The organism is Myxococcus sp. CA051A (genome assembly GCF_013336705.1).
GTDB lineage: Bacteria > Myxococcota > Myxococcia > Myxococcales > Myxococcaceae > Myxococcus > Myxococcus llanfairpwllgwyngyllgogerychwyrndrobwllllantysiliogogogochensis.
In genome coordinates this window covers 503,312-528,315 of sequence record NZ_JABUMS010000008.1, presented here as the reverse complement: position 1 = coordinate 528,315, position 25,004 = coordinate 503,312, and the positions used below count along the sequence as shown (strand labels likewise).

The 25,004-nt window shown below is 68.9% G+C and carries 22 protein-coding genes and 7 tRNA genes; 6 read left to right on the top strand and 23 right to left on the bottom strand.

Going from position 1 to position 25,004, the window contains the following annotated elements; all coding sequences use genetic code 11:
- Window positions 1-578 precede the first annotated feature (578 nt).
- The 15 genes from HUA74_RS25070 to HUA74_RS25000 form a co-directional block, all read right to left on the bottom strand.
- A tRNA-Asn gene (locus tag HUA74_RS25070) sits at window positions 579-650 on the bottom strand.
- Window positions 651-669: 19 nt separating this feature from the next.
- Window positions 670-742, bottom strand: a tRNA-Gln gene (locus HUA74_RS25065).
- Window positions 743-761: 19 nt separating this feature from the next.
- Window positions 762-832 (bottom strand) — tRNA-Gly (locus HUA74_RS25060).
- A gap of 20 nt (window positions 833-852) precedes the next feature.
- A tRNA-Lys gene (locus HUA74_RS25055) sits at window positions 853-923 on the bottom strand.
- A 79-nt stretch (window positions 924-1,002) separates the two neighbouring features.
- Window positions 1,003-1,073, bottom strand: a tRNA-His gene (locus HUA74_RS25050).
- A 7-nt stretch (window positions 1,074-1,080) separates the two neighbouring features.
- A tRNA-Ile gene (locus HUA74_RS25045) sits at window positions 1,081-1,151 on the bottom strand.
- Window positions 1,152-1,198: 47 nt separating this feature from the next.
- Window positions 1,199-1,284, bottom strand: a tRNA-Tyr gene (locus tag HUA74_RS25040).
- Window positions 1,285-1,379: 95 nt separating this feature from the next.
- A complete protein-coding gene (locus HUA74_RS25035) occupies window positions 1,380-1,538 on the bottom strand; it encodes a hypothetical protein (RefSeq protein ID WP_174456557.1) in 159 nt (52 codons plus the stop codon).
- Window positions 1,539-1,579: 41 nt separating this feature from the next.
- Window positions 1,580-2,473: a nucleoside hydrolase gene (locus tag HUA74_RS25030; RefSeq protein WP_254625220.1), complete on the bottom strand. Its 894-nt coding sequence runs from the start codon at window positions 2,471-2,473 to the stop codon at window positions 1,580-1,582.
- 71 nt (window positions 2,474-2,544) lie between these two features.
- Window positions 2,545-3,126 (bottom strand): ThiF family adenylyltransferase, encoded by a 582-nt coding sequence (locus tag HUA74_RS25025; protein WP_174456555.1) that lies wholly within the window; start codon window positions 3,124-3,126, stop codon window positions 2,545-2,547.
- A 9-nt stretch (window positions 3,127-3,135) separates the two neighbouring features.
- Window positions 3,136-3,384: a hypothetical protein gene (locus HUA74_RS25020; protein WP_141642248.1), complete on the bottom strand. Its 249-nt coding sequence runs from the start codon at window positions 3,382-3,384 to the stop codon at window positions 3,136-3,138.
- Between the two features lie 196 nt (window positions 3,385-3,580).
- Window positions 3,581-4,870 carry a S8 family peptidase gene (locus tag HUA74_RS25015; protein WP_246137131.1) on the bottom strand — a complete coding sequence of 430 codons (1,290 nt, stop codon included), beginning with the start codon at window positions 4,868-4,870 and terminating at the stop codon, window positions 3,581-3,583.
- 152 nt (window positions 4,871-5,022) lie between these two features.
- Window positions 5,023-6,150, bottom strand: coding sequence for a hypothetical protein (locus HUA74_RS25010; protein ID WP_174456554.1), 1,128 nt, complete (start codon window positions 6,148-6,150; stop codon window positions 5,023-5,025).
- Between the two features lie 105 nt (window positions 6,151-6,255).
- Window positions 6,256-7,563, bottom strand: coding sequence for a hypothetical protein (locus HUA74_RS25005; protein WP_254614577.1), 1,308 nt, complete (start codon window positions 7,561-7,563; stop codon window positions 6,256-6,258).
- 80 nt (window positions 7,564-7,643) lie between these two features.
- Complete coding sequence (locus HUA74_RS25000; RefSeq protein ID WP_141642251.1) at window positions 7,644-8,675, bottom strand: hypothetical protein; 1,032 nt, start codon at window positions 8,673-8,675, stop codon at window positions 7,644-7,646.
- Between the two features lie 299 nt (window positions 8,676-8,974).
- On the opposite strand from HUA74_RS25000, the gene nfi reads away from it, so the two are divergent.
- The 3 genes from nfi to HUA74_RS24985 all read left to right on the top strand — a co-directional run bounded on the left by nfi (window position 8,975) and on the right by HUA74_RS24985 (window position 12,815).
- Window positions 8,975-9,676, top strand: a complete 702-nt coding sequence (nfi, locus tag HUA74_RS24995; RefSeq protein ID WP_174456552.1) for a deoxyribonuclease V — start codon at window positions 8,975-8,977, stop codon at window positions 9,674-9,676.
- Window positions 9,677-9,870: 194 nt separating this feature from the next.
- A complete protein-coding gene (locus HUA74_RS24990) occupies window positions 9,871-12,213 on the top strand; it encodes a GMC family oxidoreductase N-terminal domain-containing protein (RefSeq protein ID WP_174456551.1) in 2,343 nt (780 codons plus the stop codon).
- 104 nt (window positions 12,214-12,317) lie between these two features.
- Window positions 12,318-12,815 (top strand): DUF2267 domain-containing protein, encoded by a 498-nt coding sequence (locus tag HUA74_RS24985; RefSeq protein ID WP_174456550.1) that lies wholly within the window; start codon window positions 12,318-12,320, stop codon window positions 12,813-12,815.
- A 7-nt stretch (window positions 12,816-12,822) separates the two neighbouring features.
- Here HUA74_RS24985 and HUA74_RS24980 read toward each other — a convergent pair whose 3' ends face one another.
- From HUA74_RS24980 to HUA74_RS24965, 4 genes are all read right to left on the bottom strand, one after another.
- Complete coding sequence (locus HUA74_RS24980; protein ID WP_174456549.1) at window positions 12,823-13,194, bottom strand: hypothetical protein; 372 nt, start codon at window positions 13,192-13,194, stop codon at window positions 12,823-12,825.
- Between the two features lie 21 nt (window positions 13,195-13,215).
- Entirely contained in the window at window positions 13,216-14,238 is a 1,023-nt protein-coding gene (locus HUA74_RS24975) for a hypothetical protein (protein ID WP_174456548.1), read from the bottom strand.
- A 29-nt stretch (window positions 14,239-14,267) separates the two neighbouring features.
- Window positions 14,268-16,034, bottom strand: a complete 1,767-nt coding sequence (locus HUA74_RS24970; RefSeq protein ID WP_174456547.1) for a VWA domain-containing protein — start codon at window positions 16,032-16,034, stop codon at window positions 14,268-14,270.
- 338 nt (window positions 16,035-16,372) lie between these two features.
- On the bottom strand, window positions 16,373-17,080 hold the full coding sequence (locus HUA74_RS24965; protein WP_174456546.1) for a metallophosphoesterase: 708 nt from the start codon (window positions 17,078-17,080) through the stop codon (window positions 16,373-16,375).
- Between the two features lie 428 nt (window positions 17,081-17,508).
- Here HUA74_RS24965 and HUA74_RS24960 point away from each other — a divergent pair, with 428 nt between their 5' ends.
- A complete protein-coding gene (locus tag HUA74_RS24960) occupies window positions 17,509-18,180 on the top strand; it encodes an RNA polymerase sigma factor (protein WP_141642259.1) in 672 nt (223 codons plus the stop codon).
- A 46-nt stretch (window positions 18,181-18,226) separates the two neighbouring features.
- Window positions 18,227-19,414, top strand: coding sequence for a hypothetical protein (locus tag HUA74_RS24955; RefSeq protein WP_174456545.1), 1,188 nt, complete (start codon window positions 18,227-18,229; stop codon window positions 19,412-19,414).
- Window positions 19,415-19,468: 54 nt separating this feature from the next.
- Here the strand turns inward: HUA74_RS24955 and HUA74_RS24950 are convergent, their stop codons facing one another.
- The 4 genes from HUA74_RS24950 to HUA74_RS24935 all read right to left on the bottom strand — a co-directional run bounded on the left by HUA74_RS24950 (window position 19,469) and on the right by HUA74_RS24935 (window position 22,450).
- Window positions 19,469-20,635 carry an AraC family transcriptional regulator gene (locus HUA74_RS24950; RefSeq protein WP_174456544.1) on the bottom strand — a complete coding sequence of 389 codons (1,167 nt, stop codon included), beginning with the start codon at window positions 20,633-20,635 and terminating at the stop codon, window positions 19,469-19,471.
- A gap of 11 nt (window positions 20,636-20,646) precedes the next feature.
- Window positions 20,647-21,204: a zf-HC2 domain-containing protein gene (locus tag HUA74_RS24945; RefSeq protein WP_174456543.1), complete on the bottom strand. Its 558-nt coding sequence runs from the start codon at window positions 21,202-21,204 to the stop codon at window positions 20,647-20,649.
- Window positions 21,197-21,841: an RNA polymerase sigma factor gene (locus tag HUA74_RS24940; RefSeq protein ID WP_246137134.1), complete on the bottom strand. Its 645-nt coding sequence runs from the start codon at window positions 21,839-21,841 to the stop codon at window positions 21,197-21,199. Before HUA74_RS24940 ends, HUA74_RS24945 begins: the two co-directional genes overlap by 8 nt.
- A gap of 123 nt (window positions 21,842-21,964) precedes the next feature.
- Window positions 21,965-22,450 (bottom strand): PaaI family thioesterase, encoded by a 486-nt coding sequence (locus HUA74_RS24935; protein ID WP_174456542.1) that lies wholly within the window; start codon window positions 22,448-22,450, stop codon window positions 21,965-21,967.
- A 114-nt stretch (window positions 22,451-22,564) separates the two neighbouring features.
- Between HUA74_RS24935 and HUA74_RS24930 the strand changes: the two genes are divergently transcribed.
- Complete coding sequence (locus HUA74_RS24930; protein WP_141642265.1) at window positions 22,565-24,886, top strand: ATP-dependent helicase; 2,322 nt, start codon at window positions 22,565-22,567, stop codon at window positions 24,884-24,886.
- Window positions 24,887-25,004 lie beyond the last annotated feature (118 nt).

Genomic DNA, 25,004 nt, shown 5'->3' with positions numbered 1-25,004 from the left:
ATCGTCCACGGCGGGAACTCCTCGGCTCCCCTGCCAGGGGGAGACCGTCTCGGTTGGTTTCACCGAGGAGCTTCCCTCTTTCACGCTCATCCCTGCTCGCCGACTACACACTTATAGGGACACGACCGGGCCGCCGGGGACGAAGCGCAGGAGTGCCCAGGCCGGCCTCCGGCAGGAGCCCCGTAACCGCCTTGCGACTCCCTTCGGAAGCCTGCAAAGCATGTAGGGGACGAAACCGGAAAGCAGAGAGAGCGGCCGTCCTGGAAACCCTAGAGCGGAGAACTAGGGGTCTCGGGGAATTGTGTTAACCGCTGCCCCAACGGTTAACAGCGCCTGTTAACCGCTCTCGGTTCCTCTCTCCCCAGATTGGGCGCAAGAGAGCCCCAGACAGCCCAATCTGCGGCCGAATGGATGGGCAATCGCGTTCTGAGTCGCAGAGCGTAGAGAGTGTCCTCTGAAACGCCGTGGGGCAAAATCCCTTGTAATTCAGGGGCTTAAGCACGAGTGACTGATGCAGTCCATCGAGCGACTCGTGTTAACCGAAAAGGCCCTGCCAGTTTGCAGGCCCTTTCAATCAGCTCCCCAGGAGGGACTCGAACCCTCAACTTCGCGGTTAACAGCCGCGCGCTCTGCCATTGAGCTACCGGGGAATGTGCTGCGTGAAGAGAGAACCGGAGGCAGGAATTGCACCTGCACCTGCGGAGTCAGAATCCGCCATCCTCGCTCATTAGACGACTCCGGTATGAAAGTGACACATGTGAAGCGGGCGACGGGATTCGAACCCGTGTCGACGGTATGGGAAACCGCCATCCTACCGCTGGACGACACCCGCGTTGTTATCGCTGCTTCGAGTACCTCCGGAGGGATTCGAACCCTCGCCGTCCGCTTAAGAGGCGGATGCTCTTCCAATGAGCTACGGAGGCATATTGCCGCCACCCCCATGCGAGCAGGCGGCGTGCATTCACCACGACGATTCAGTTGTCAGGGAGCTGGAACTGTCAGGTTGACCGGAGGGATTCGAACCCTCTTCCCCGGGGTCACATCCCGGTGGCTCACCATTCGCCTTCGGCCAACATGGAGTCGGGGTACCCGGAGTCGAACCGGGATCACCCGCTTATCAAGCGAGTGCTCTGCCTTTGAGCTATACCCCTGAAAGATGTCTGGGTTTGGGTGAGGCGGACCCTGCTCGTGTGGCGCATGGGGACGCTGGGAGTTGAACCCAGCAGGCCCTGTCGGGCTCGGGCTCTACAGGCCCGCGCGTCTGCCGTAACGCTCTACGTCCCCTGGAGGAGCGGAGGCCCGAAAGCCGAAAGGCCGGGTCCCCTGGATGGGAGCCCGGCCTCTGCGTGGCTTGGCGCGTCGATGACGAAGCGCGAGCGTCAGCAGGGTACGGGCGGATGGCCGTGAAGGTGGCCGAATCCCACGTTGCGAATCGAGCCGGTGCTCGAGAAGGAGCAGGAGGCGGCGTCGAACTGGGGCCAGGGGTTGTTTCGATAGCTGTGCTTCGCCTTGCTCGACTGCATCGTCACCGTCTTCATGGTCACCGCTCCTTTCTGGGGGAATCTACGGCGGTTGATTTTCATCTCTGACAAGCGCCGCGATTGTTTCTTGTCGCGGCGTCGATTCCCACGAACGTCTGGAAGAAGCGCTCGGAGTCCAGGGCCACCGAGATGAACGTCTGCGTACCCTGCGCAAGCTCGGCTCCCCACTCTCCGCGCTGGCGCACCATCTCCACTTCCGCCCAGGTGATGATTTCGGGGTCGATGGCCGCGCATGCGGCGATGGGGTCGTGCAGGAGTTTGCCTTCGGGGCGCTGCGCCAGGTAGCGCTCCATGGCCTCGAAGATGAGCCCGAGCCCCGGTGTCGTCGAGGCATAAGGCCGCATGCGCTCGTGAAAGGGGCCGTCGTAGGCCAGGCCATGGGTGACGTTCTTGGACACGAGTTCGCGTCGGCCCACGCGGTCCGAGGACAGGGCCAGCAGTGCGCCCTTGGGGTCTCCGTTGAAGTTGAAGGTCGGACAGGTTCGCCGGCCCTCGAACTTGGGCAGCCGGTGCTCGGGTGGAACCACGTTGTCGCCAGCGAAGCCGCCCTGCGCCACCCACCGGTGCAGCTTGATGTCCGGGTGAAGCTCCAGCAGCAATCGCAGATTCTGGAGCGGCGCACCCGTGAGCAGTGTTGCCTCGGGGAACCGCCCGAGCACGAGCGCCAGCACCTCGTGCGCCAGGGCATCCGGAGTGGAGGGAGGTAGTTGCCCCAGCCATTGGGTGTGGAAGGCCGAAAGGCTCTCCTTCTCCGCCGCCGGATTGCGCGCGCCCACGGGCACATCACTCCTGCCGGCACGTGCGAGCAGGTGTCGCACCATCCCCACCTGTGCCAGCGTGCCGGGTGTCACGGTCACCGCGCGCAGCGCGACGGCGGGATGTGTGGCCAACAGGCAGAGCGTGAGCGCGTCGTCCGGATCGCTCGTTTCCATGTCGAAGAGAATGTCCTGGGCCATTGGCGTCCCTGAGTAGAGAGAGGCGGGGTGTCCCCGTCAAATCGGGGTCAGTGGTGGGTGGTGGGGACGACGGAGGAGAGATTCACCAACGCGTCCCGCTTCACTCCTTGCTTGATGAAGTCCTGCACGGAGCGGGCGAGCGTGGCGGCCAGCAAGCCCAGGAGGGGCAGGTGCGCGCCCCCCTCGCAGGTGGCCTGGCCCGCGGTGTCCTCCGCGTCCGGGACGAAGCGCTCGTCCCAGCGGACCAGACCGAACGTCCCGTCAGCGCTCACCGCGCCGTGCACCAGGGGCTTGCCTGCTCCTCGGGCGAAGTCGCTGAGGAGCTGGCGGCTGTCCTGGTTGTCGAAGCAGTCCACCAGCAGGTCCGCGCCACCACACAACGCCGCCACGTTGTCGCGGGTGACGCGCACGCCGAAGGACTCCGTCTTCACGCCGTGCAGGTTGAGGAGTTGGAGCTTGAGGGCCTCGGCCTTGTTCTTTCCCAGGGAGGGCTTCACGTGGGCCTGGGCGAGCAGGTTCTTGGACTCCACGCGGTCGAAGTCGACGAAGACCAGGGTGGCCTCCAGGTTGCGGCACAGGAGGGCCGCCTGGGAGCCGATGGCGCCCACGCCGCAGAAGAGGATGCGCATGGCGGCTCCTCAGCGGGCCCCGAAGGGCACCTTGGGGCGCAGGTAGATGCGCTCGTCGCCGCGCGCACCCCGGAACCGGTCCACGACGAAGTGCTGGAACGCGTCGTCGCGCAGGTGGGCCAGATGGAGGCCCGGCACTCCGCCCGCGCGAATCAGCTCCGCGGCGATGCGGCGCACGTCGGAGTCCGACACCGGCCGGTCCAGCTCCACCGGCACATCCGCGGACATGCCGTCATAGGTGATGTTCAGGGTCGCCATGGTCGTCTCGCGCCTCCTCGCGCGTGCCAGGGGCCGCGAAAAGGGCGGCCGGCCAGGCACCTCGCGGGACGGAGGCGCGCCAGGCGTCCTGACTCGGGACAGGCGCTGCGTGAAAAGACGAGGGCCGGGCTCCGTCGTGATGACGGAGTCCGGCCCTCGGGGGCCGCGAGGGGGAGGGGTCCTCGCGGCCGGACGCTTACTTCGAGGTTTCGCCGCTCACGGGTGCCGGCGTCGTCGCGGGCTCCGTGCTCACGGTGGGCAGCACCGGCACGGCGCCGATGAAGCCCGAGTAGGCCATGCGGTTGGGCGTGCACTCGCCGGGGCTACGCACCTTGTCGAGCGTGGCGTTGTCGAACAGCGCGCTGGCGACGGTATCGGGCGTGGCATTGGGGTTCAGCTCCAGCCAGAGCGCGGCCACCCCCGTCACGTGGGGTGCGGACATGGAGGTGCCGCTCATCTCTCGCGACTCCCTGTCGCCGTAGTGCCAGGCGGAGGTGATTTTGTTGCCGGGGGCGAAGACGTCCACGCAGTCGCCGTAGTTGGAGAAGGACGTGCGCTTGTCGCTGGTGTCGGTGGCGGCGACGGTGATGGCCTCCGCCGTCCGCGCCGGGGAGTGCTTGCAGGCATCGCCGGACTCATTGCCCGCGGCGAGCACGTAGGTGACGCCCGAGGCGATGGAGCGGCGGACCGCTTCGTCGATGGCCGGGTCCGAGTCTCCGCCCAGGCTCATGTTCGCCACGGCCGGGGCCTGGTGGTTCTTCGTCACCCAGTCAATGCCCGCGATGACCTGGGCCGTGGAGCCCGAGCCGTTGCACGCGAGCACCCGGACGGAGTGCACGGTGGCGTTCTTGGCGAGCCCATACGTGCTGCCCGCCGCCGTGCCCGCTACGTGGGTTCCGTGGCCATGACAATCATTGCCCTTCATGCTGTCGCCAATGGCGTCGAACCCGACAGACGCCCTGCCACCGAACTCGCGGTGCGAGAACCGCACGCCGGTGTCGAGGATGTACACGTGCACCCCCAGCCCCGTGGCGTTGTACATGTAGAGCTTGTCCAGCGGCAGCGTGCGCTGGTCCACGCGGTCGATGCCCCAGGTGGGGCTCGGCTGGCTCTCCCGGATGGACAGCACCCCGTTCTCCTGGACGTAGGCGACCGAGGGGTCCTCGGCGAGGGCGCGCGCCTGGTCCTCGCTCATCCGGCTGGCGAAGCCGCGCAGCGCGTGCTCGTACACCGCGAAAGCGGTGCCGCCGTACTTCTGCGTGAGGTTCAGAGTGGCCTGGGTGACGGCGAGCGCCTGCAGTCCCGGCTCGGGCGCCTTGAGCACCACCACGTACTCACCCGGCACGTTCTTGCGAACCGTGAGGAACTTCTCCGTCGGTGGCGCGAGGAGCGCGGCGGTGGCCGACGGGTCCTTGCATGCCGGCCGGCTGCTCGAGCAGGCGCCCAGCAGCGCCAGTCCACCCATGGCCAGGGTCAGCTTCGTCATCCGTCGATTCATGTCTCATCCCCCTGCAATGGGTTACGCGGAATGATACGGATGGACTTTAAATTCGGCTTAATCCTGATTTAGCCCTCTGGGATGAGACAGCGGTTCGTCATTGAACGTCCTGGGTGTTCGCCGACATGCGGGCGCATTGCCTACCAGGGACGAGCGTTGGCTCCCCACCAATACAGCGCCGTCTCCAGCGGGTGTTTGTGTGGCTTTTCGAGCATGGGTCGGATGCCCATTTCTCGCGCGGTATTGAGCAGGTCCTGGTGCCAGGCGCGGTGTTCCGGGGAGAGGCGGGTGGCGGCGATGGCCAGGGCGCTGGCGCCCACGGAGTAGCCGCCGTGCAGGAGCGGTCCGCTCGCGGCGTCCTCGCGGCCCTTCACGCCCCGGGGCCATTCCCGGCAGGCGGCGAAGGGGAGCAGGTCTCCTCCGGGACGGTCGCAGTAGCCCTTCACCAGGGTGGTGGTGAAGGTGGACGCGGCGGGGTGTGAGCCCATGGCAAGGAAGGCGCCCGTCCATGCCAGCGCGGTGCCGCGCGGCGTGGACTCGACGAGCTTCCCCTTGGCGTTCACCCGGGTGGGAAACCCCGAGGGCAGGGCGGCGAGCTCCACCAGTCGGGCCGTGAGCCGCTCGCCCATGGCGAGAGACGCGGCGTTGCCGCGCAGTCGCCCATGCAGCAACAGGCCCGCGGCGGCGGGGGCGCTGTCACAAGGCCAGATGGACTTGCCGAACGAGGGCAGCAGGAGCTGCCGCGAGAGTGCCTCCACGAGCTTTTCGGCCAGGGTGTCGAAGAGTGCCGTCGACGCCGGGTCGGCCAGCCCCGCGCGCTCCATTCCCGCGAGCATCAACAGCACATAACCTCGGTAGAGCACGCTGTGGGGCAGGAGGTGTTCCTCCACGCGTGCGCTGCCGTCGGAGAGGAAGGGCCCACGTCCTTTCGTCAGGGCATCGTCGAGCAGGGCCTTCACGCGTCGAGGTGTCTCTGGCAGGTGGGCGCCATCCAGCGACAGTTGGACGAGGATGAAGGACAGGTGCGCGGCACACAGGAGCTGGGCCTCGGAGAAGCGGCGGTTCGCATCGCCCAGCAGCTTGGGCTTGCAGCCGAGCCCGAGGATTCGCTGCTCGAGGACTTCGAGTGCCTGGACCGAGGGGACGTCCAGGTCAGGTGAGGAAGGCGTCGTCGTGGCCGGTGGCGCGGCGGCGGAGTTGAGGGTGCCGGTGCTCCACATCAGCAGGACCAGCAGCGGAGACAGGGTGCGGAGGAGGGCGCGAGGCATGGGCCTGGAAGGACATCACGCCCTCCAGGCCCGGGCCCCCGCGTGGCGCTCAGTGGTCGCCAGCCAGGCGGGAGTGGTCGCTCCCGCCCGGTGGATGGAGCGTGCTCACGGTGTGTCGCGTTGGACCTTGAGGTCCTTGAAGCGTCCCTCTCGCTCCAGTCGCCAGAGGTCCTCGTCGGTGACGAAGGGCTGGCCGAGCAGCTCCCGTGCCCGCTTCACCTTCGCCAGCAGCAGCGGGTCCGTCACCGGGGTGCTGTTCTCCCGGGTGGGGCGGGGAGGGGGACGCATCACGGAGAAGGTTCCGCGCGCGGGGTGCCCGTCCGCGGTGGTGCCCTCCAGCAGGTAGGTGACTTGCGTCACGCCCGACTCGGACCGCGTGTCCAGGGAGACGGGGATGTCCACGCCCCGCCCTTCAGGGAGGGTGTCCACATCCAGATTCACCTCCTCGGTGTCCTCGGGCAGGGGCGGGGCATCGGGCTCCGGTGTGCGCGCGCGCAGCGCGGTGACGCGCTCCAGTCGCACGGGTCCCTTCCAGCGGTGGGACAGGCGGAAGCTCTGTCGGACCACGCCGTCCGCATCCTCCACGGGGAATCGTGGGGTCCCCACCGCCAGGATTGTGACGACGCCCTTCTTGTCGAAGTTCTCGAAGGTGCTGTCGAGGAGCTGAAGCGACGAGCGGCCCGTCACCTTCTTGCCCGTGGCATCGAACACGTCCACCCGGACGAGGTGCTGGATGTACATGGCGCGGGGACGCGTGACGTCGGGGCTCAACGTCTGGGTCACCATGGGCGTGCTCGTCGTCACCGTGTGTTGGTCGTCGAAGGTCCAGACGAACCGCACGGGCGTGAAAGAAGCCCGTGCGGCCTTGTCCCTTCGCGGTGGTTCGAGGATGCGCGCGAGGAACTCGAAGTCCTCCTCGGTGTTGGGGGCGCGCCGGGAGAAGACCTCGACCAGTCGCTCGGGCTCGCAGTCCTTCACGGTGTATCGGGGCACCTGCACGGTGGTGGCGACGTTGTCCTTGCCGAACACCGTCACGGTGGGCAGCTCGTACGTCCCATCCGGCTCGCGCCAGACACGCAGGGGAACGCGCATGCCAATGCCCGCGCCAATGGTGGTGTGGAGATAGGCGTCATTGCCGTCCGGCGAGTGCGCCCGGACGTTGATGAGGTTGTCCTCGCCGGAGCAGACCTCCTGCTTCTCCACCGTCACGCTGTCGATGATGGGGGCGGGCGCGGGTTTCGGTGCGGGGCGGACCACGGGTTCCACTTTCGTGGGCAGCACCGGAGCGGCGCTGGTGGGCGTGGGTGGAGGACGGTGGTCCGCCGCGGCGACAGGCGTGGCATCTGGCGGAGCGGGTGGCTCCAGGGAGAGCAACCCGCCGGCCACCAGCGCCGCGATTCCGAGACCGAGCATGAAAGTGAGTCTTCGGCGCCACCAGGGCGGTTCCGAGGGATTCATCCGGGGGCTCCTGTCGATTCAGTGGGGAAGAGCGCTTACTGCCAGCAGCCGTAGACGTTGCCGCCGGAGTTCCACTGGAGCTGGTGGGAGTAGTCGGAGGCCCACAGCGTGGTGGAGACGGGATGCACGCTCCAGCCGCCGATGCGGTCCGGGCTGATGGAGGTGGCGGTGGCGTTGGGGTCGTCGCGCACGCCCTTCCAGATGACGCTGCTGCTCGTGTCGCAGCGATTGGCGGACATGCAGTTGGCCACCTGGTTGCCGGCGTTGGTGCACACGTTCCAGAAGACGGGGCAGATGACGGTCAGCGCGGCGTTCTCGAACCAGCCGAGCGACTCCTTGCACTGGCCATGCACGCCCCAGTGGATGGTATTGGACGCGTTGGCGATGACCTCGTGCGGATAGGTGTGCGTGGTGACGAGGCCCCTGCCCGCGTAGTTGTGGGCGTAGGCGAGAAAACTCGAGCACATCATTCCGTTGTTGGCCGCGCCGCCGGGAATCTGGTGCGCCGACTCCACGTCCCTGTACTGGAACAACGAATACGGCACGCGCGCCCCGTTCCACAGGGGCCGGTCGATGAGCTGGCTGCCGTCGACGCGGGACACATCGCTGGCATACGGGTGGTTGAACCAGAGACTGTCCGCGATGCGCGCCGCGCCCGTTGCGTCTCCCAGTTGCCACGCGGTCCAGTCGGGGCCATGGCCATTCGCGTCGTACAGGTAATGGTAGATGCCGCCCTGGTTGATCTGCTCCAGCCCGGGGTAGCCGTCCCGGAGCTGGTTGATGTTGAGCGGTGTTCCGCAGACGGTGGGCCATGAGTTCTGGTCGGGGTCCCTCATGGTGGCGTGAGTCACGCCTCCCGTGGCGCCATGCGAGAGCATGGAGTGCGTGCGGAACTCGCCAATGGCATCAATCACATTGCGGATGGGACCTTCATCACTGCGACTGAACACCACCGCTCCGTTGGGGGCATTCCAGCCCGCCGCGGTGTAGCCGCACTCAGACGCGGCGGCGGGGAAGGTGGTTCCCAGCGCGGATACGGCCAGACAGCCTGCGAGGACTCGACGCATCAGATACTCCCGGACATGCGACGCTCCCGTGGGCCGGCCCCTCTAGCGACCCAGGCGTGACTCGGGGAGAGGTCCATGGGAGCGGGCTTCACCGATGCCTGGGAGCGAGCAGGGTACGCACGGTGTCTCGGCATTCCAGGCCGGACCCGGAGGGCAGTGTGACAGGGGACACGTGGTCAGCCCGCCGGGGCCGTGTGGACGTTGGATGGTTCACGCCGGAGGTGCTCGCGAGTGCCGTGGCGGGTTGCCGGAGCGGTGCGGGTTCGCAGACTTGGGGCACACGAGGAGGCGGACCCCGCATGGAGCTTCAGCCGGAGATGCATCGTTGGGATGTCACGCCGACGGAGGCGGTGGCGCTTCAGCGTCAGCTCAAGGAGCGCGTGGTGCTCCATCCGCCCGCGGGACTTCGGGTGGCGCGCATCGCGGGCGCCGATGTGTCCACGGAGAAGGGGAATGACACGGGGTTCGGCGGCATCGTCGTGCTGGACGCGGCCACGCTCTCTCCGGTGGCGCAGGCTGGCTCCGCGGTCACCCTCGGGTTTCCGTACGTGCCGGGCCTGTTGTCCTTTCGCGAGCTGCCCGTGGTGGCGGTCGCCTGGGAGCGGCTCACGGTGAAGCCCGACGTGCTCATCTTCGACGGGCACGGCATCGCGCATCCGCGCAGGCTGGGCATCGCGAGCCATGGTGGGTTGCTGTTCGGGATTCCCTCCATCGGCTGTGGCAAGTCCCTGCTGGTGGGGACGCACGGCAAGCTGGGGGAGGCGCGAGGTGCCACGTCACCCATCACCCACAAGGGCGAGGTCGTGGGGATGGCGGTCCGCACGCGCAAGGCGGTGCAGCCCGTCTATGTGTCACCGGGTCACCTGATGGACCTGCCCACGGCAGTGGAGCTGGTGCTGCGGGCCAGCCCGAAGTACCGCGAGCCGGAGACCACGCGCCAGGCACATCGGCTGGTGAATGCGCTGAGGCGCGCGGACGGTGAGGCCGCGGAGCTGGAGTGAGGCGACTCCCATTGATTTGACCGCCGGCCCATCCCCCTCTATGTCCGGAGTCCTCATGACGGGGTCGTGGTCCTGGCGCTGGGCTGCCCGGGCGGACGTCACCCCGGCCGCCTTCGCGGGAAGGAGTGCCAGGGCATTGGCACCGTACCCCGGAGGTGGTGAAGCGAGGGCGGGGGTCGCCATTGGGAGTGTCGATGCGGAGGCTGTCGTCACGGTGGAGTGAGCTGGAGTCCCATTACTCCGTGGTGGTCGTGGGGTCGGGCTATGGGGGTGCCATCACCGCCAGCCGGCTCGCACGCGCAGGTCGCCAGGTGTGTGTGCTGGAGCGCGGGCGCGAACTGCAGCCGGGCGACTACCCGCGCACGGAGGCGGACTTCGCCAAGGAATTCCAAGTCCACCTCGAGGCGGAGAGCGGCGTCGACCTGGGTCGCTCCACGGCCCTGTTCGAGCTGCACCGGGGTGGGGACGTGGCCGTCGTGACGGGCTGCGGTCTGGGCGGCACGTCGCTCATCAACGCCGGAGTCACGCTGCGGCCAGACCCTCGCGTGTTCCAGGATCCGCGCTGGCCCGAGGCGCTTCGCGCGGATGTGCCCGGCCGCCTCGAGGACGGCTTCACCTGGGCCGAGCGCATGTTGCGTCCCACGCCCTATCCCGAGTCCTCGCCGCCCCTGGCCTCGCTGGAGGCCATGGAGCGGGCCGCGCGCCACCTGGGGGGCACCTTCCGGCGTCCACCGCTGGCGGTCTCCTTCGAGGGCGGCGTGAATGAAGCGGGCGTGCGACAGGGCGCCTGCACGCTGTGCGGGGATTGCCTCACCGGGTGCAACCAGGGCTCGAAGAACTCCGTGCTGATGAACTACCTGCCGGATGCGCACCGCCACGGTGCGAAGCTCTTCACCGAGGTGGGGGTGCGCTACCTGGCGCGCGACGGCGGACGCTGGCGCATCTACTACCGGCCGATGAACAGCGGCCGTGAGCGCTTCGAGGCGCCGGACCCGTGGGTGACAGCGGACATGGTCGTGCTCGCCGCGGGGACCATGGGCACAGCGGAAATCCTGCTGCGCTCCCGCGCACTGGGCCTGCCGTTGTCGGGGATGCTGGGCCAACGCTTCAGCGCCAATGGCGATGTGATGGCCTTTGGCTACAACACGGACGTCCCCATCAATGGCGTGGGCCACGGGACGCATCCGGCGGAAGGTCGCGAGCCCGTGGGGCCGACCATCAGCGGCATCATCGACGCGCGTGCGACCTCCCGACAGGAGGACGGCATGGTCATCGAGAATGGCGCCATGCCGGGGGCGTTCGGAAGGCCGATGCTGGGGCTGCTCGCCGCCGCTGCCGCGGTGGGCGGGGAAGACACGGACGAGGGGCTGAAGGACAAGCTGGAGGAGCTTGCGCGCGTGGCGGAGAGCGCGGTGCGCGGGCCGTACCATGGGGCCATGCGGCACACGCAGACCTTCCTCGTCATGTCTCACGACGCGGGTATCGGTGAGCTGCGGCTGGAGGGCGACCGGGTTCGGGTGAACTGGCCGGACGTGGGCACGCAGCCGGAGCTTGCGCGGGTGGACAGTCGACTGCGCGAAGCCACGGCGGCCCTTGGCGGGACGTTCGTGCGCAACCCGCTGTGGAATCGACTCACCGGACATGAGGTCCTCTGCACGCATCCGCTCGGTGGCTGTGTCATGGCCGAGGACGCCAGCGCGGGTGTCGTGGATCATGAAGGGCGTGTCTTCTCCCACGAGGAAGGCACCGAGGTTCATGGCGGGCTCTATGTCAGTGACGGCTCGGTGATTCCGAGGCCGCTGGGGACCAACCCCCTCTTCACCCTCTCCGCCGTGGCCGAGCGTTGCGCCGCGCTGATGGCGAAGCGGTACGGGTGGACCATCGACTACACGCCCGCGACGGAGGAGCCGGACGTGGGAGCGCGGGTGCCAGTGGGCGTGCGCTTCACCGAGACGATGTACGGCTCCATCTCGGGCGCGGTGGAGGAGAACTCGCTCGTCGCCGGAGACCCGAAGCGCATCGACGCGACCCAGCTGCGCTTCATCGTCACGGTGGAGACGCAGGACCTGGAGCGGACGCTGGAAGACCCGCTGCATCCCCTGGGACTCTCTGGCGTGGTGGAGGCCTTGTCGTTGTCTCCTCGGCCCCTGACGGTGGAGCGAGGCGAGCTGCATCTGATGACGAGGGAGGCGGCGCGACCGGGCGGGCGGCGGATGCACTACCAGCTTCCTCTGGTGGCAGAGTCGGGCGAGCGCTTCTTCCTCGACGGCTATAAGGACGTCCACGACGACGCGGGCTTCGACCTCTGGGTGGACACCACACGGCTGCTCGTGTCGGTACACCGGGGGAATGACGCCTCGGGGCCCTGCATCGCGCGGGGGCTCTTGCGGTTGAACGCAAAGGACTTCGCCGTGCAGCTCTCCACGCTGCGCGTGCCGAGTGCCCGAGACACCTCGCGTCGGCTGTCGACGCTGCTGCGCTTCGGGCGGTTCTTCTTCGGCGCGCTCTACGACACCTACGTGCGTAAAGCCGCGTAGCGGGCAGGGAGGCGGCGGCCCGCCTTCCATGCAGGTCGAGTGATGCTCCTCCGGTGGGCCGTGGGCAACCTGATGCCCACGAAGGCACATCGGGAGGACAGGTCATGGCGGACAAGCGGGAGCAAGAGGGCCGGCGGGCTTCACGAGAAGGCGCGCGCGGCGAGCTGCCCATCGAGGCCCGTCGTGCCCGGCGAAGCGCCGCGCACGCGAGCCAGACCTACCGGGCCTTCATCAAGCACCTGTGCGAGCGCGGTGGCATGTCGCCCGCGGTGGCGGAGCAGGCCGCGGTGTCCGTGCTCTGCGCGGTGGAACAGCGCATCAACAGTGAAGAGACAGAGGACCTGGAGGCGCAACTCCCCAGCAAGCTGGCGGAACTGCTCCACCGGTGCGAGCGCCACGAGGACGAGTTGCCGGGGGGCTTCGGGCGTGAGGCGCTGCTCAAGCGCGTAGGGGAGGACCTGGCGCTCAACCCGGACGCGGTGGTGCCCGTGGTGCGCGCGGTCCTCAACGCCGTGAGAGATCAGATCAGCGAAGGGGAAGCCGAGGACGTCATGGACCAGCTCCCCGAGGACCTCAAGGAGCTGTGGCGCCGCCCGAGCTGAGCGGGCATCACGCGCGTGCCATGGGCGCGTGAGTCATGCCCGAGACTTCGCGCAGGGGCTCGGCCCACCAGGGCTCGTCGGAGACCCAGACATCGCGGCCCTCGACGCGGGTGACCATGCCGCCGGGGGCCACGACGGAGAAGCGCGGTGCGCGCCCGAGCGCCTCCGTCAGCGCGGTCATCGTCGTCTCATCCTCGGAGGAGAAGCCGAGCGGCCCCTCGGGATGACTGTGCGCCACCTCCACCAGTTCGTGACGCCAGTACCAGATGGCCTCCCACCGCGTGCGGGAGTCCGGCAGCAGGACGGGACTGTCGGAGGTCTCGCACCACAGCACCTCCTCGTCCTGGCCGATGAGCAGACAGACCTCTTGCGTCGACATGACTCTCCTCCTCTCCGCACGTCACGCGTGCCGGGTGATGACCAGGACATCCGTGTCGATGGCCTCGCGGATGACCGAGGGAAGGCTCTCCAGCGTCACCTCGCTGTCCGCTCCCGCCAGACACACGCCCGCGTCGACCACCTGAAGCGTGTTCGCGTCGACGACGGAGATGAAGCGCTCCCCCATGAAGGCAAACGTCACTTCCAGTTGATGTCCCCCCATCCGTCGATGGTTCAGCAACCGCGCCCCCGCGCCCTGGAGCGCGACCTCCGCGCGCGAGTGGTCGCCCACCGGCGCGCCTCGCCCGTGTCGAGCCCCCGTGAACTCGACCTGCCGCCGAGCCCGCTCCGCCAACTCCATGGCCCGCGCCCGCGCTGCCTCCGCTGTCTGCGCCGCCTGTGCTTGCACGCTCGCCGTGAGCACTCGTGCCGCGAGCGCGCGCCGATGAGCCTCTCGCTCCGCGACGAGGGCCCGCAGACAGGACTCCGCCTCGACCCGGCCCTGCTCGGCCACCCTCAGTACCCGGCCGCGCGTCTCCGCTGGCGCGAAGCGGATGTCGAGCGTCCGCGACGCCGACTCCAGCAGCGCATAGCCATAGGCCGCCCGCAGCGGCGCGCTCACGCCCTTCACGGTGGAGAGCGGCTGGCCCTCCTCCAGGGCTCGACGTGCCTGGTCCTCCGCCTCGCCCTCGAAGTCCACGCCGTCGAACAGCAGCGAACCGTCATGCCAGCGCCGGGCACTCACGGGCGCGAGCACGGCGGGCTCTTCCTCCGGCATCAACTCCAGGGGCTCGGCCACCGCGCCCTCGCGGACCAGCCGAGCGCCCCACATGTGGCCTCGCACGCGCGGCAGCCTGTCCAGACCTTCGGGGCTGGCAGGCTCACGCGCCGTGGCCTCCCGCCCCTTCACCTCGAAGCGCCACCACCCCGGCGCCACGGGGGAGGTGACACGGAGGCGGCGCGAAGCGGTGGTGTCCACGGTGCCGCCGCCCAGATACGGCAGCACCGCCGACTCCACCTTCCCGAGGAACTTCCGGTAGTCCACGCCGCCTCCTTGTCACCACGACTTCGGGTTCACGCCACCTTCAACAGCGGCGTGCGCATCACCCGCTCCACCCAGCCGGACTGGCTGGCACCAGGCTGTGTCGGCGCATCCAGCAGCGCCTTGAGCACCCGGGGGACCTGGTAGGGGTCCGCGAACTGGTCCACGTTCACCTCGCTGAAGGGCACCTTCATGAAGCTCGCGCACGTGCGAACCGTGTTGCCACGGCCCCCCGCCACGCTCACCAGCAACGCCAGCGCCGCCACCGTGTAGCCGCAGTCCCGGAACGCCCGGGCGAACTGGTCTCCCGCCTCGCCCGCCTCGTCGCCCACGACGATGACCACCAACTTCGCCCCCTCCGGCACCTTCACGCCGTCGCGGTGCAGGGCATGCACCCCGGCCGCGTGAGTCGTGCCGCCCGACGCCTTGAGCCGCTCGAGCATGTGCTGCACCGCCGTGCGGTTGGACGCCTTCGGCTTGAGGACGGTGCCCATCGTGTCGAACGCCGCGATGTGCAGCTTCTCCATCGGGAAGCCCGCGAGGATGCGCGCCAGCGCCTCCTTCGAGTTCTCGATGGCGCCCTCCATGGAGCCCGACTTGTCGATGAGGAACATGACCCTCACGTCGGTCTCCGCCGTAGCCTCCGCCACCGCCTGTCGTGCCGCGTTGTCGCTCGCCTCCTCCAGCTTCTGGCGCAGCACCTCGCTGCGCACGTTCTTCGCGATGTTCAGCGCGCGCTGGTCCGTCGCCGTCTGGACGGCCTTCTCCCAGCGCCCGCGCACGGAGGGCTCCGCCAACAGCCCCAGCTCCTCGAGCGTCGGCGTCATCAGCCGCAAGTCCCTGTCCGACAACGAGGGCAGCAGCGCCGCCATGATGGCCGGAGTCATGCCCAGGTCCTTCGGCAGCCGGCCCACCACTTCCTTGTAGGAGAGGCGCTCCAGCTCGATCCACTCGCAGATCTCCGCCTCCGACAACCCGTCGAAGCGCTGGCTCTTCACGAGCGTCAGCCCGTTCAGGCCCACCGTGCGGTGCCCGCCCTCGGACTGCTTCTGCTTCCAGCCGAGCACCTCGAAGAAGCCCTGCGCGCGCGGCTTGTACCCCGCCTTGCGCGCCAGCTTCTTCAGCGTCTCCTTGTAGCCCGCCTTCACCAGGCCCTGGAGCATGGGCAGGTTGGCCTCACGCGCCGCCAGCCACCGGGACGCCACGCGCTTCCAGCGGCCCATGGGCGCCTTGCGGGACGCGGGGTCTCCGAAGCCCGCCTCGCGGTTGAGGCGCGCGATGTCCGGCAGCTCGAGCAGCTCCGCCACCCGCAGCACCGCCTTGGGCGTGAGCATGCGCGTGGACTTGCGCTCGTAGTGCAGCACCATGGCCTCGCCAATGGCGCGCCAGTCGTCGTCGTGGAACGCCACCTTCCCGTCCTCGCCGACCACGGGCTGACCCGCGTGCTCCTGCACCAGCATGAGCGCGCACGTGGCCACCTTCAGGTCACGCCAGTCCGTCTGCGTCAGCGCGTACGACGCGAAGTGCGCCATCAGCTCCGAGTTGAGTCGGTGGATGTCCAGGAGCTGCCGGTAGAGCCGCACCGCCGCGGGCACGAAGAGGCCCGGCTTCACGGGCTTGCCGAGCGTGCGCTGCGCCGGGGTGGCGTGCGCCGCGGCCACCCACGTGCCGTTCACGTCCAGCCCGGGCCGGTTGTGCCACAGGTGCGCGGAGCCGCTGAGCACCAGGTCCAGCAGGCGCTCGGCGGGGCCACGCTGCGTCTCGGGCAGCAGCGGGGTGTTCTGGTTCGCGGTCGTCATGGGGTGCCACCTTTCGGGACGTGCGGCGGGTCAGGCGCGGGGCGGACCCCAGGCGCAAAAGGGCGTGAGGGGAGTGCACCGCGCGTGGAACGCACGGGGGCCTTTCGTGCACCAGGCACGGCCACCCGCGCGAAGCTGGGATGAGAGGGAGAGAGGGTGCGCCCGAGTGACGAGGCCTGTGTTGCTGGATTGAGTGTCCAGTGTTCTGCCAGTTGAACTACGAGGCCTGACGGCCTCGGCGGGACTCGAACCCGCATCTCTCAGGCGTGTCTGGCCCCGTCGGCCGGGCGCGAAGCTGTATGCGCAACCGCCACCGGGTGGCGGTCAGGCGCGGGTGCTCAGGAGTAGACGCACACGTCGCCGTGGATGGGGAACCGCGCGACGTCCTTGCCACCCTTGTAGCTTCTCCGGGCAGGCACCGAGACGAGCTCCCACGTGGGCAACACCACCGCCGTCAGTGAGCGGCCATACACGCAGCCGGTGTCGATACCCACCGCGTGCTCGGTGACGAGCGGCTGGTCGAACACGGTGTGTCCGAAGATGACCCGCTCTGGCCCCGTCCAGTGATGGGTCCAGAACTTCCATCCCGCCGGTGCCTTGGACGGCCAGCAACTCTTCTTGCCGGGCGGCTGGATGCACTGGGCGTGGAGCAGGTGGTAGGGGTCCTGCTTCTCGACAGGCAGGTGGGGCAGCATGCCGGCGTGCACGACGATGGCGTTGTGCTCGGGCAACCGGAGGTAGTGGGGCAGCCCCGCCATCCAGTCGAAGTGCTCGGTGTCGAGCGCCTGGCGCGTCGCCAGGTGGTCCGGCAGCAGCCGGTCATCCTCGCGGTGGCGCTGCTGGAGGTGCTTCTCCTCGTGGTTGCCGAGGATGGCCTCGTGCCGCATCGCCAGCTCCACGCACTCGCGGGGCTTGGGGCCCCGGTCCACCAGGTCCCCGGCGAAGATGACCCGGTCGCTGGACGTGGCCCCCACCTTGGCGAGCAGCTCCAGGGCCTCGTCGTGGCAGCCGTGGAGATCTCCGATGACGATGGTGCGGGGGGACATGACAGGGTTCCTTGAAAGAAGAGTGAGCGCCCGAGTCGAGAGGCCGGTGGGCTGAGTTTGGAGTTCAGTGCCGGACCGCCGGCGTCACCCACCGGGTGGCGGGTGCGTGGAGTCGAACCACTGCGTGTAGGGCCTCTCGGGCCGGGCGCTCGAAAGCGTTGCGGCCAGGGACGCGGCCTTTCCGGGTTCCTGACGAGGAAATTCCCGCTCCCCTCCCCGCATTCTCTTGGGGGATATTTGTCAGGAAACCGGCGCCCCGCGGGTCGGGCCTCCCTGGGTGCTCCGTCTGTCCGGTCGTCCGGGTGGCCGGGGTCCTCTGCTCCACTCGGAGGCTGCCTGCGGATGCCAACGTGGTACCTTGCCGCGCCACATCCCTGTAACCCCATCTCCCGGGGCGGTTCTCCGGGCACAGCCCTCAGGTCCTTCCGGTGTTCGAGCAGCTCACGGATGACGAATTGTTCGCGGAGGTGGTCCGCCGCCGCGCCACGGGCGAGCCCATTGGAGGCCCGCTCGGTACGTTGGTTCAGCGATGGAACCGGCCTGCCCGGTACGTCATCAGCAAGATTCAGGCGAGCTACGGCCGTGGGTCCCCAGCGGACTCGGACGAGCTCTTCCAGGACGCGGTCGGTAAGTTCCTCGACCGCGGGTTGGATCAGTTCCGTGGCATCTCCCAGCAGATGCCGGGCCGGAGCGCGTCTCCCAAGACGTTCTTCCTGCGCATCGTCAAGCACGTGGCCATCGACTTCTACCGGAGGCACCGCGAGGAGCTCGCGGCGCCTTCGTCGGACCCCGATGACGCCATGGAAGAGTCGCCGTCCGAGCGGTCTCGCGCCGTGGAGATGGGCAGGAGGACCGAGGAGCGGGCGGACGCCCAGGAGCTGTACTGGGCCGCGTTCGCACGACTCCAGCAGGAGCACCCCAAGGAAGCCTCGGCATGGGAGCTGTATCACCACGAGGACGTGGAGGATCACGAGGAATGCGCGCGTCGCTTGAACATCACCGTGGTCAATTCCTACAAGCGCGTCAGTCGCGCCCAGGCCTACTTGAAGCTCTACCTGCTGGATCTCCAGCGCGAGTCGCCACGAGGGGAGGAAGCGTGAGCCTCCTTCCCGGTCACACCCCGGGGTATTCAGGAGGAATGAAGTCATGAAGACCGATGCCATGTCTCGCTACGCCGCCCGTCGTTCTGTTCTCACCGCCGGGTCCACCTCACCAGGAGTCGTCCTCGAAGCCGCGGGGGACTTGTTGAGGAGGGCGACCCGGCTGGGGACAGAAGGTGTGGAGGCCGCCCTTCGCGGCCTCGGTCGACCGGGGGTGGAGACCTGGCTCCAAGCGCAGAAACCGCAGGCGCTCCAGCCCGTGCTGTTGAGGGCCGCGGAAGAAGCGATGGAAGTGGCGCTGGACGGCGGGGACGAGGCGGAAGTGTGGCGGGCCTCGGCGCTGGAGGGACTTGCCGCTCGGGACAGGGCCGCCTCCGCCGCATTTGCGCTGGCCGCCTGGGAGGCCCTCCACGGTTCCTTGGACGGTGAGGGCGCTCGAAATCGAGACCGCTATCTGGAGTCGCTCGGGAGCCTGGATTCGTCGCTTCGTCCCAGAGCGCGTTGGTTCATTCCCCTCAACCCGCAGCGTCGGCAGGAGTTCGAACTCCTCGACTCGGCGGAGCAGGACAAGGCCTGGTGGTTCGCTTCCCGGGCCGGCTGCGATGACCTGGTGGCCACCTGGACAGGCGCGCCCCAATCGCCCACCCCCCACATCCAGGGCTGTGCCGAGTGCCGCGCGGACATCGCGGATGCGGCGCCCGTGGACGCGCCCCCGCGTCGCCATCTCACGCAAGATGACCTCTGGCGCTTCGACATGGGGATGATGTCCTCGGACGAGCGCGAGCGGATGGATGCGCACACCGCGCGCTGTGGCGAGTGCGCCCAGGCGGTGCTGGCCTTGGGCGAGGGTGACGACGCGATTGAGGAAGCCCTGGAGATGGAGGAGGGGGACGGGACGATGGCCCGCTCCGCGCGCTCCTCTCGCGAGCCGGTGTCGCAGCGCCCCTCTGCGGCGCGCCACCCGGAGCACCGTGAGATTCTGGAAGAGCGGCGGGAGTTCCGCGTGGTGCTGGTTCGCGAGCGTCAGCGCGTCAAGCTGCTCGTGCAGCCCCTGGCGGGCCGGACGGTGACGGCGGCGGTGTTCCTCAGTCCCGGCCGTCCCTCGCTCAAGCCCACGTCCGGGCCGGAGGGTCTGGCCTTCGACCTGTCCACGGCGTCTTCCACCGGCGCGCGCTCCGCCCACCTCACGGTGCAGGCTGGCGGCGAGACGCTGGAGCGCGACTTCGCCTTCTGACTTCGCGGGACGGGGCCCTCGCGGTGAGCGCGGGGCCCCACTGTTCCCGGGTTGCTACTGATTCGGAGTGCCGGTGCGCTGCGTGTCGAGCGCCTCCCGGCTGAGCACGGGCGGCTGCGGAATGGGGAAGTTGCGAGCCGGCGTGGAGCGGCGGAAGCCGTTGGCCAGGAATGCCGTGACGAGCTGGGCCGGCGGAGGCCGGGTGCCCAGCGCCGCGCCGCACACGTCGATCTGGTCCATGATGCGCGGCCCTTCGTTGACCTGGTAGCGGTTGCAGGTGCTGTCCACCGCGGCATTCTTGTCCCGCTGCAGCTCGCGCGTCAGCCGGCCCCACTTCATGGTGAGGGTGTCCGGAGAGAGCATGATGCTGACGGGCTCTCCGCCCCACGTGCCGTCGATGAGCGTCTTCGAGGTGCCGGCCCGTACCTTCAGGTCGAGCTGACGCTGGCCGAAGGTGCCCGTCACCTCGATGCCGTGCTCGTAGATCTCCTCTGAAAGGATGCTCACCCAGACGCCATCCGTGCGCCGGGTGTACGGCTTGTCCGCCGCGACGCGGCCATGGTTGAACCAGACGTCGCCCACGCGGCCCAGGGGGACCTGGTCGTTCTTCGCCACGGGCGCGACTTCGTCCAGCCCAGCGGGGCCGGTGGATGCGACCACCGGGCGCGCGGCGAGCAGGTCCGTCACGGGCACCGTGTTGTCCACGATGTCGAAGCGCACGCCGTCCAGCCACGCCTGCCCCGTGCCGCTCATGATGAGGCCGGCCATGATGGTGGTGGCCTCCTTGGGGACGTCCAGCACCACCTCGTAGCGCTTGCAGCCACGGGTGCCGACCAGCGCGCGCGACTGCATGTTGTCGAAGGCGAGGGGCTGCTTCGGGTCCGGCCCCTCCACGCGCATCCACAGGCCGGCCCAGCCGTCCACGTCCTTCACGCGCGCGGCGGCGGAGAAGCGCAGCCGCTTGCCGCGGAAGTCCTGCGCGCCAAAGGCCTGCATGAAGGTGCCGTAGCCCGCCTCGTCGAGCGATAGCGAGCGCAGGTACGCGCTGCGAGCGCCCTCGCAGGGCGCGCTGTTGTCCACGCCGGCCTCGTAGCGCTTGGGTGCGCTCTCCGTGACGTACCAGCCGACTGGCAGCTTCGGGGCGCCGCCCGACGGCTGCGCCAGGGCCACCGGAGCGGCCAGGGCGAGCAGCAGGGCGACGAGTTTCTTCCGGAAGTCCATGGCGGGCGTCCTCACAGCGACACGGGCTGGCGCGCGCTCAGCGCGCCTTCGGGGAGGCCGGTGCGGGCCTCGTAGCGGGGGACCTCGGCGGTGCCCCCGGGATTCATGACCAGCAGGCCGCGCTCGGCGGCCTTGCGCGTGCAGAAGTCCTGCGTGGCCAGGTCCGGACAGGCGACGACGTTCGTCTTCGTCGGGGAGTCGCCGTCATCCAGGTCCACGGCCACCATGGGCGGCCGTGGATCGAGGCTGTCGGGCAGCGACGGATGGGGCGCCTTGTCGCCGGTCAGCAGCACCAGTGCGAGCGAAGCGGCGGCAGCGAGGGCCGCGATGGCCGCGCCCGTCACCGCGCGTCGCGCGTGCCACGCCGCGGGGCGGATGACGCGCTCTTCCTGGGGGAAGGTGCTGGCCGCCTCGGTGAGCTGTTCGGACAGGAGGGCCTCTTCCTGCAGCAGCACGGCGCAAGGCTCACACTCCAACGTGTGGGCCTCCAACGCCGCCGCCTTCTCCGGGGCCAACGCGCCCAGGATGTATTGCTCCGCGGAGTCGCGGGTCAGGTGGGGCTTAAGCATGGGTCTCCTCCTCGAGCGCGGTCCGCAGCTTCTTGCGGACCTCGCACAGGATCTGCCGCACGCGCTGGACGGAGAGACCGACCTTCGCGGCGACTTCGGCATGGGGAAGCTCCTGGCCGTCACAGGCCAGGAGAAACACGCTCCGCGCGCTCGGCGACACCTGGGCGAGCGCGGCATGGGCGCGGGACAGCTGCTCTTCGGAAAGCAGGCGACGCTCGGCGGACACGGAGGGGTCCACCGGGTGCTGGCGCTCGGGCAATTCCTCCACCGCCCCGGAGATGGACTCTCGCCGGACGCGGCGGGCATCGTCCGCGGCCAGGAAGGCCGCCTGGGTGAGGGCGAGGTTGGGCAGGCGCAGCTCCGTCAGCAGCCCTCGCTGCTGTTGTTGGATGAGCCGGGCCCACGTCTCCTGGGCCAGCTCGTGCGCCCGGTCCACCCGGACGCCTCGGGCCAGGAGCGATACCACGACGCGGCGGTGGTGGCGCGCAACCAGTGCGTCCCACGCGCCCCTGTCCCCGGCGAGGGCCTTGCGCGACAGGGACTCCTCGTCCGTCCCGCGCGACGCCTCCATCGGCTCCTCGGCTTCCCTCGGTAGTCGAACCGTCGTCATCCGCAGGCCCTGCACGGCTGCACTCATGCCGTCTTCCCGTCGCTCTGAAGCGTCTCCGGGACGTGGCCGCTCCCCGGTGCCCGGGTAACGTGTGTCCGAGGCGGACATATCGTCGGATGCCGGGAGGGTGTGCGGAGGGGTAGTCAAGGGTCAGTTGATGGCGGGGCTTTCCCCTGAGGACCAGGGGAGGTTGGAGAGGCGGACGACGCCCTGGCACCGCCCACACATCCGCCCCTGTTCGTCGTACACGCGGGCGGTGGCGAAGAGGAGGGTGAGGCCCTGGCTGTCGATTTCGGCCTCCACGCGAATGTGGTCGCCGGTGACGGGCCGCTCGAAGCTCATGGAGAGCTGCACGGTGGCGCAGCGGCGGCTGGGGTCCACCAGCGCGCCACAGGTACCGATGGCCAGGTCGAAGAGCGCGGCGAGGATGCCGCCGTTGACGGCGGCGGCGCTGCCCACGCCCCCTCGGTGCTCTGGCCGCAGCTCAAGTAGGGAGACGACGACCTTGCGGCCTTCGGGGAAGGACACGATGGCGCCGAAGTGACGCATCGTCAGGCTCTGGTTGAAGAGCTCTGCGTAGCGGTCCAGCGCGGCCTGGGTGGGCCGCGACGGAGGACCTGAGGGGGAGTCGGACATGGTGTTTCGCCCTTTATAGCCGAGGGCGAAAAGCCAGGGGACCGGCCGGGCGTCCGGGTGTGGTGGAAGGCCGCCCACCGGACGGAGAAAGACGTTAGAAGCACAGGCCCCCTCTTGAGTCCCACCGTGAACGCCCACGAATCCGCCCTCCTCGAAGACCTGAACCCTCCCCAGCGCGAGGCCGTGCTCCACCAGACGGGCCCTCTCCTAGTCCTGTCGGGCGCCGGCAGTGGCAAGACGCGCGTCATCACCCGCCGGGTGGCGCACCTGGTGAAGGTTCAAGAGGTCTTCCCGTGGCGCATCCTCGCCGTCACCTTCACCAACAAGGCGGCGCGGGAGATGCGCGAGCGCCTGGTGCAGTTGCTGGGGCGTCAGGCGAACGACCTGGTGGTGAGCACGTTCCACTCGGCCGCAGCGATGATTCTGCGGCGCGAGGCGGAGCACGTGGGGCTCACCCGCTCGTTCGTCATCTACGACGATGGGGATCAGCTCAACGTCGTGAAGCGGGCCATGCGGGAGGCGGGGCTGGAGCAGTCCATGCAACCGCGCGAAATCCTGAGCCGCATCGACCAGGAGAAGAACGCGGCCCGGCTGCCCGAGGACATGGAGGTGGCGCCCGGTGACGAGCGCGGCCAGCTGGTCCACAAGGTGTACCGCGCCTATCAGGACCGCCTGCGCGCGGCCAACGCCGTGGACTTCGGCGACCTGCTGCTCCTGCTGGTGACGCTGTTCCGCAAGCGGCCGGAGGTGCTGGAGAACTACCGGCGCCGCTTCCACCACGTGCTGGTGGACGAGTTCCAGGACACCAACCCCGTGCAGTACGCGCTCCTGCAGCAGTTGGCGCCGCCGCCGTCGGCGAACCTGGTGGTGGTGGGGGACGACGACCAGTCCATCTACCGCTGGCGCGGCGCGGACGTGGACAACATCCTCAACTTCCCCCGCGAGTACCCGGGCGCGAAGGTGGTGAAGCTGGAGCAGAACTACCGCTCGGACCGGAACATCCTGGACGCGGCCTACGAGGTCATCCGGAAGAACACGCGACGGATGGAGAAGAAGCTGTGGTCCGACCGGCCCGCGGGCCAGACGCTCCAGCTCATGCTCAACCGCGACGAGCGGATGGAAGCGCAGGAGGTCGCTCGCCAGATTCTGGCGCTCCAGCGCGAGGGCTTCATCAAGTACTCCAGCATGGCGGTCTTCTACCGCGTCAATGCGCAGAGCCGCGTGCTGGAAGAGGGACTGCGCCTGGCGCGCGTGCCGTACACGCTGGTGAGCGGACGCAGCTTCTATGACCGCGCGGAAGTGCGGGACGCCTCCGCGTATCTGCGGTTGATGGTGAACCCGCGCTCGGACGCGGACCTGCTGCGCATCATCAACACCCCGGCGCGCGGAATCGGTGACACCACGGTCGAACGGGTGACGGACCACGCCAACACCCAGGGGCAGAGCCTCTTCGAGGTCCTCGCCGAGCCGGAGCGCATCCCCGCGCTGAACTCCACGGCGGTGAAGCGGTTGCGCACGTTCCACGCGCTGCTGAAGTCGCTGAACGTCTATGCGCAGGGAACCACGGACGCGGCGAGCGCCGTGGACGAGATGCTGCGCGAGACGAAGCTGGTGGAGACGCTCGTCGCGGAGGGCAGCGACGAGGCGACGACACGCGCGGAGAACCTTCGCGAGTTCCTGGGCGCCGCGCAGGAGTTCGACCTGAACCGCGCGGCTGCCGCCGTGGCCGCCGCGGCCCATCCTCCTCCAGAGGTGCCGCCCGAGGTGGATGCCGCGCCCCTGTCGGCGGACACTCCGCCGCTCCAGGCGTTCCTCGAGCAGATTTCGCTGGTGGGTGACGCGGACGCGGAGGTCGGCGAGGGCCGGGTGGCGCTGATGACGCTGCACGCGGCGAAGGGCCTGGAGTTCGACGCGGTGTTCCTCACGGGTCTGGAAGACGGCGTCTTCCCGCACTCACGCGCGCTGAAGGGTGAGGACCCGGACAACGGGGAGGAGATGGCCGAGGAACGGCGCCTCTGCTACGTGGGTTTCACCCGAGCGCGCAAGCGGCTCTTCGTGAGCCTGGCGCAGTGCCGCTCGCTGTTCGGTGAGCTGCGCTACAACCCGCCCAGCCGCTTCCTGCGAGACGTGCCGCCCAAGTTGTTCGGCATCAGCGAGCAGGATGTGCCGGAGCCGCCTCGGCCCGCTCCCGTGGCCCCGCGCAAGCGGAGCTGGGACGAGGACGACGGGCCGCGCATCGACCGTTCCTATTCGCAGGCGTCGGACATGGACGCGGTGAGCGGAGACGTGCGCGGCATGCGCGTGCGACACGAGCAGTTCGGCGTGGGCCGCATCGTCGCCACGGATGGCTCGGGGCCGAACGCCAAGGTGACGGTGGAGTTCGGTGGCGCCGTGGGGCTCAAGCGCGTCATCGCCCGCTTCCTGATGCCAGGCTAGCGAGGGACGCGCGGGGTTTCTTCCGCGCCCGAGTGAGGAAGCCGTGAGGATGAACCGCCAGATGGAAATCTGGTGCCTTTGACCGCTTGGCTATCCCTCCTGTGACGGAGGGAGCTGG

Excerpts from the sequence above, each read along its gene's own strand:
- HUA74_RS24955 (WP_174456545.1), top strand. The coding sequence starts at position 18,227 with ATGAAGACCGATGCCATGTCTCGCTACGCCGCCCGTCGTTCTGTTCTC.
- HUA74_RS24985 (WP_174456550.1), top strand. The coding sequence starts at position 12,318 with ATGGCGGACAAGCGGGAGCAAGAGGGCCGGCGGGCTTCACGAGAAGGC.
- HUA74_RS24950 (WP_174456544.1), bottom strand. The coding sequence starts at position 20,635 with ATGGACTTCCGGAAGAAACTCGTCGCCCTGCTGCTCGCCCTGGCCGCT.
- HUA74_RS25020 (WP_141642248.1), bottom strand. The coding sequence starts at position 3,384 with ATGGCGACCCTGAACATCACCTATGACGGCATGTCCGCGGATGTGCCG.
- HUA74_RS25005 (WP_254614577.1), bottom strand. The coding sequence starts at position 7,563 with ATGCTCGGTCTCGGAATCGCGGCGCTGGTGGCCGGCGGGTTGCTCTCC.
- nfi (WP_174456552.1), top strand. The coding sequence starts at position 8,975 with ATGGAGCTTCAGCCGGAGATGCATCGTTGGGATGTCACGCCGACGGAG.
- HUA74_RS24990 (WP_174456551.1), top strand. The coding sequence starts at position 9,871 with ATGCGGAGGCTGTCGTCACGGTGGAGTGAGCTGGAGTCCCATTACTCC.
- HUA74_RS24965 (WP_174456546.1), bottom strand. The coding sequence starts at position 17,080 with ATGTCCCCCCGCACCATCGTCATCGGAGATCTCCACGGCTGCCACGAC.
- HUA74_RS25015 (WP_246137131.1), bottom strand. The coding sequence starts at position 4,870 with ATGACGAAGCTGACCCTGGCCATGGGTGGACTGGCGCTGCTGGGCGCC.
- HUA74_RS25035 (WP_174456557.1), bottom strand. The coding sequence starts at position 1,538 with ATGAAGACGGTGACGATGCAGTCGAGCAAGGCGAAGCACAGCTATCGA.
- HUA74_RS24970 (WP_174456547.1), bottom strand. The coding sequence starts at position 16,034 with ATGACGACCGCGAACCAGAACACCCCGCTGCTGCCCGAGACGCAGCGT.
- HUA74_RS24980 (WP_174456549.1), bottom strand. The coding sequence starts at position 13,194 with ATGTCGACGCAAGAGGTCTGTCTGCTCATCGGCCAGGACGAGGAGGTG.
- HUA74_RS25000 (WP_141642251.1), bottom strand. The coding sequence starts at position 8,675 with ATGCGTCGAGTCCTCGCAGGCTGTCTGGCCGTATCCGCGCTGGGAACC.
- HUA74_RS25025 (WP_174456555.1), bottom strand. The coding sequence starts at position 3,126 with ATGCGCATCCTCTTCTGCGGCGTGGGCGCCATCGGCTCCCAGGCGGCC.
- HUA74_RS25030 (WP_254625220.1), bottom strand. The coding sequence starts at position 2,473 with ATGGAAACGAGCGATCCGGACGACGCGCTCACGCTCTGCCTGTTGGCC.
- HUA74_RS25010 (WP_174456554.1), bottom strand. The coding sequence starts at position 6,150 with ATGCCTCGCGCCCTCCTCCGCACCCTGTCTCCGCTGCTGGTCCTGCTG.
- HUA74_RS24945 (WP_174456543.1), bottom strand. The coding sequence starts at position 21,204 with ATGCTTAAGCCCCACCTGACCCGCGACTCCGCGGAGCAATACATCCTG.
- HUA74_RS24940 (WP_246137134.1), bottom strand. The coding sequence starts at position 21,841 with ATGAGTGCAGCCGTGCAGGGCCTGCGGATGACGACGGTTCGACTACCG.
- HUA74_RS24935 (WP_174456542.1), bottom strand. The coding sequence starts at position 22,450 with ATGTCCGACTCCCCCTCAGGTCCTCCGTCGCGGCCCACCCAGGCCGCG.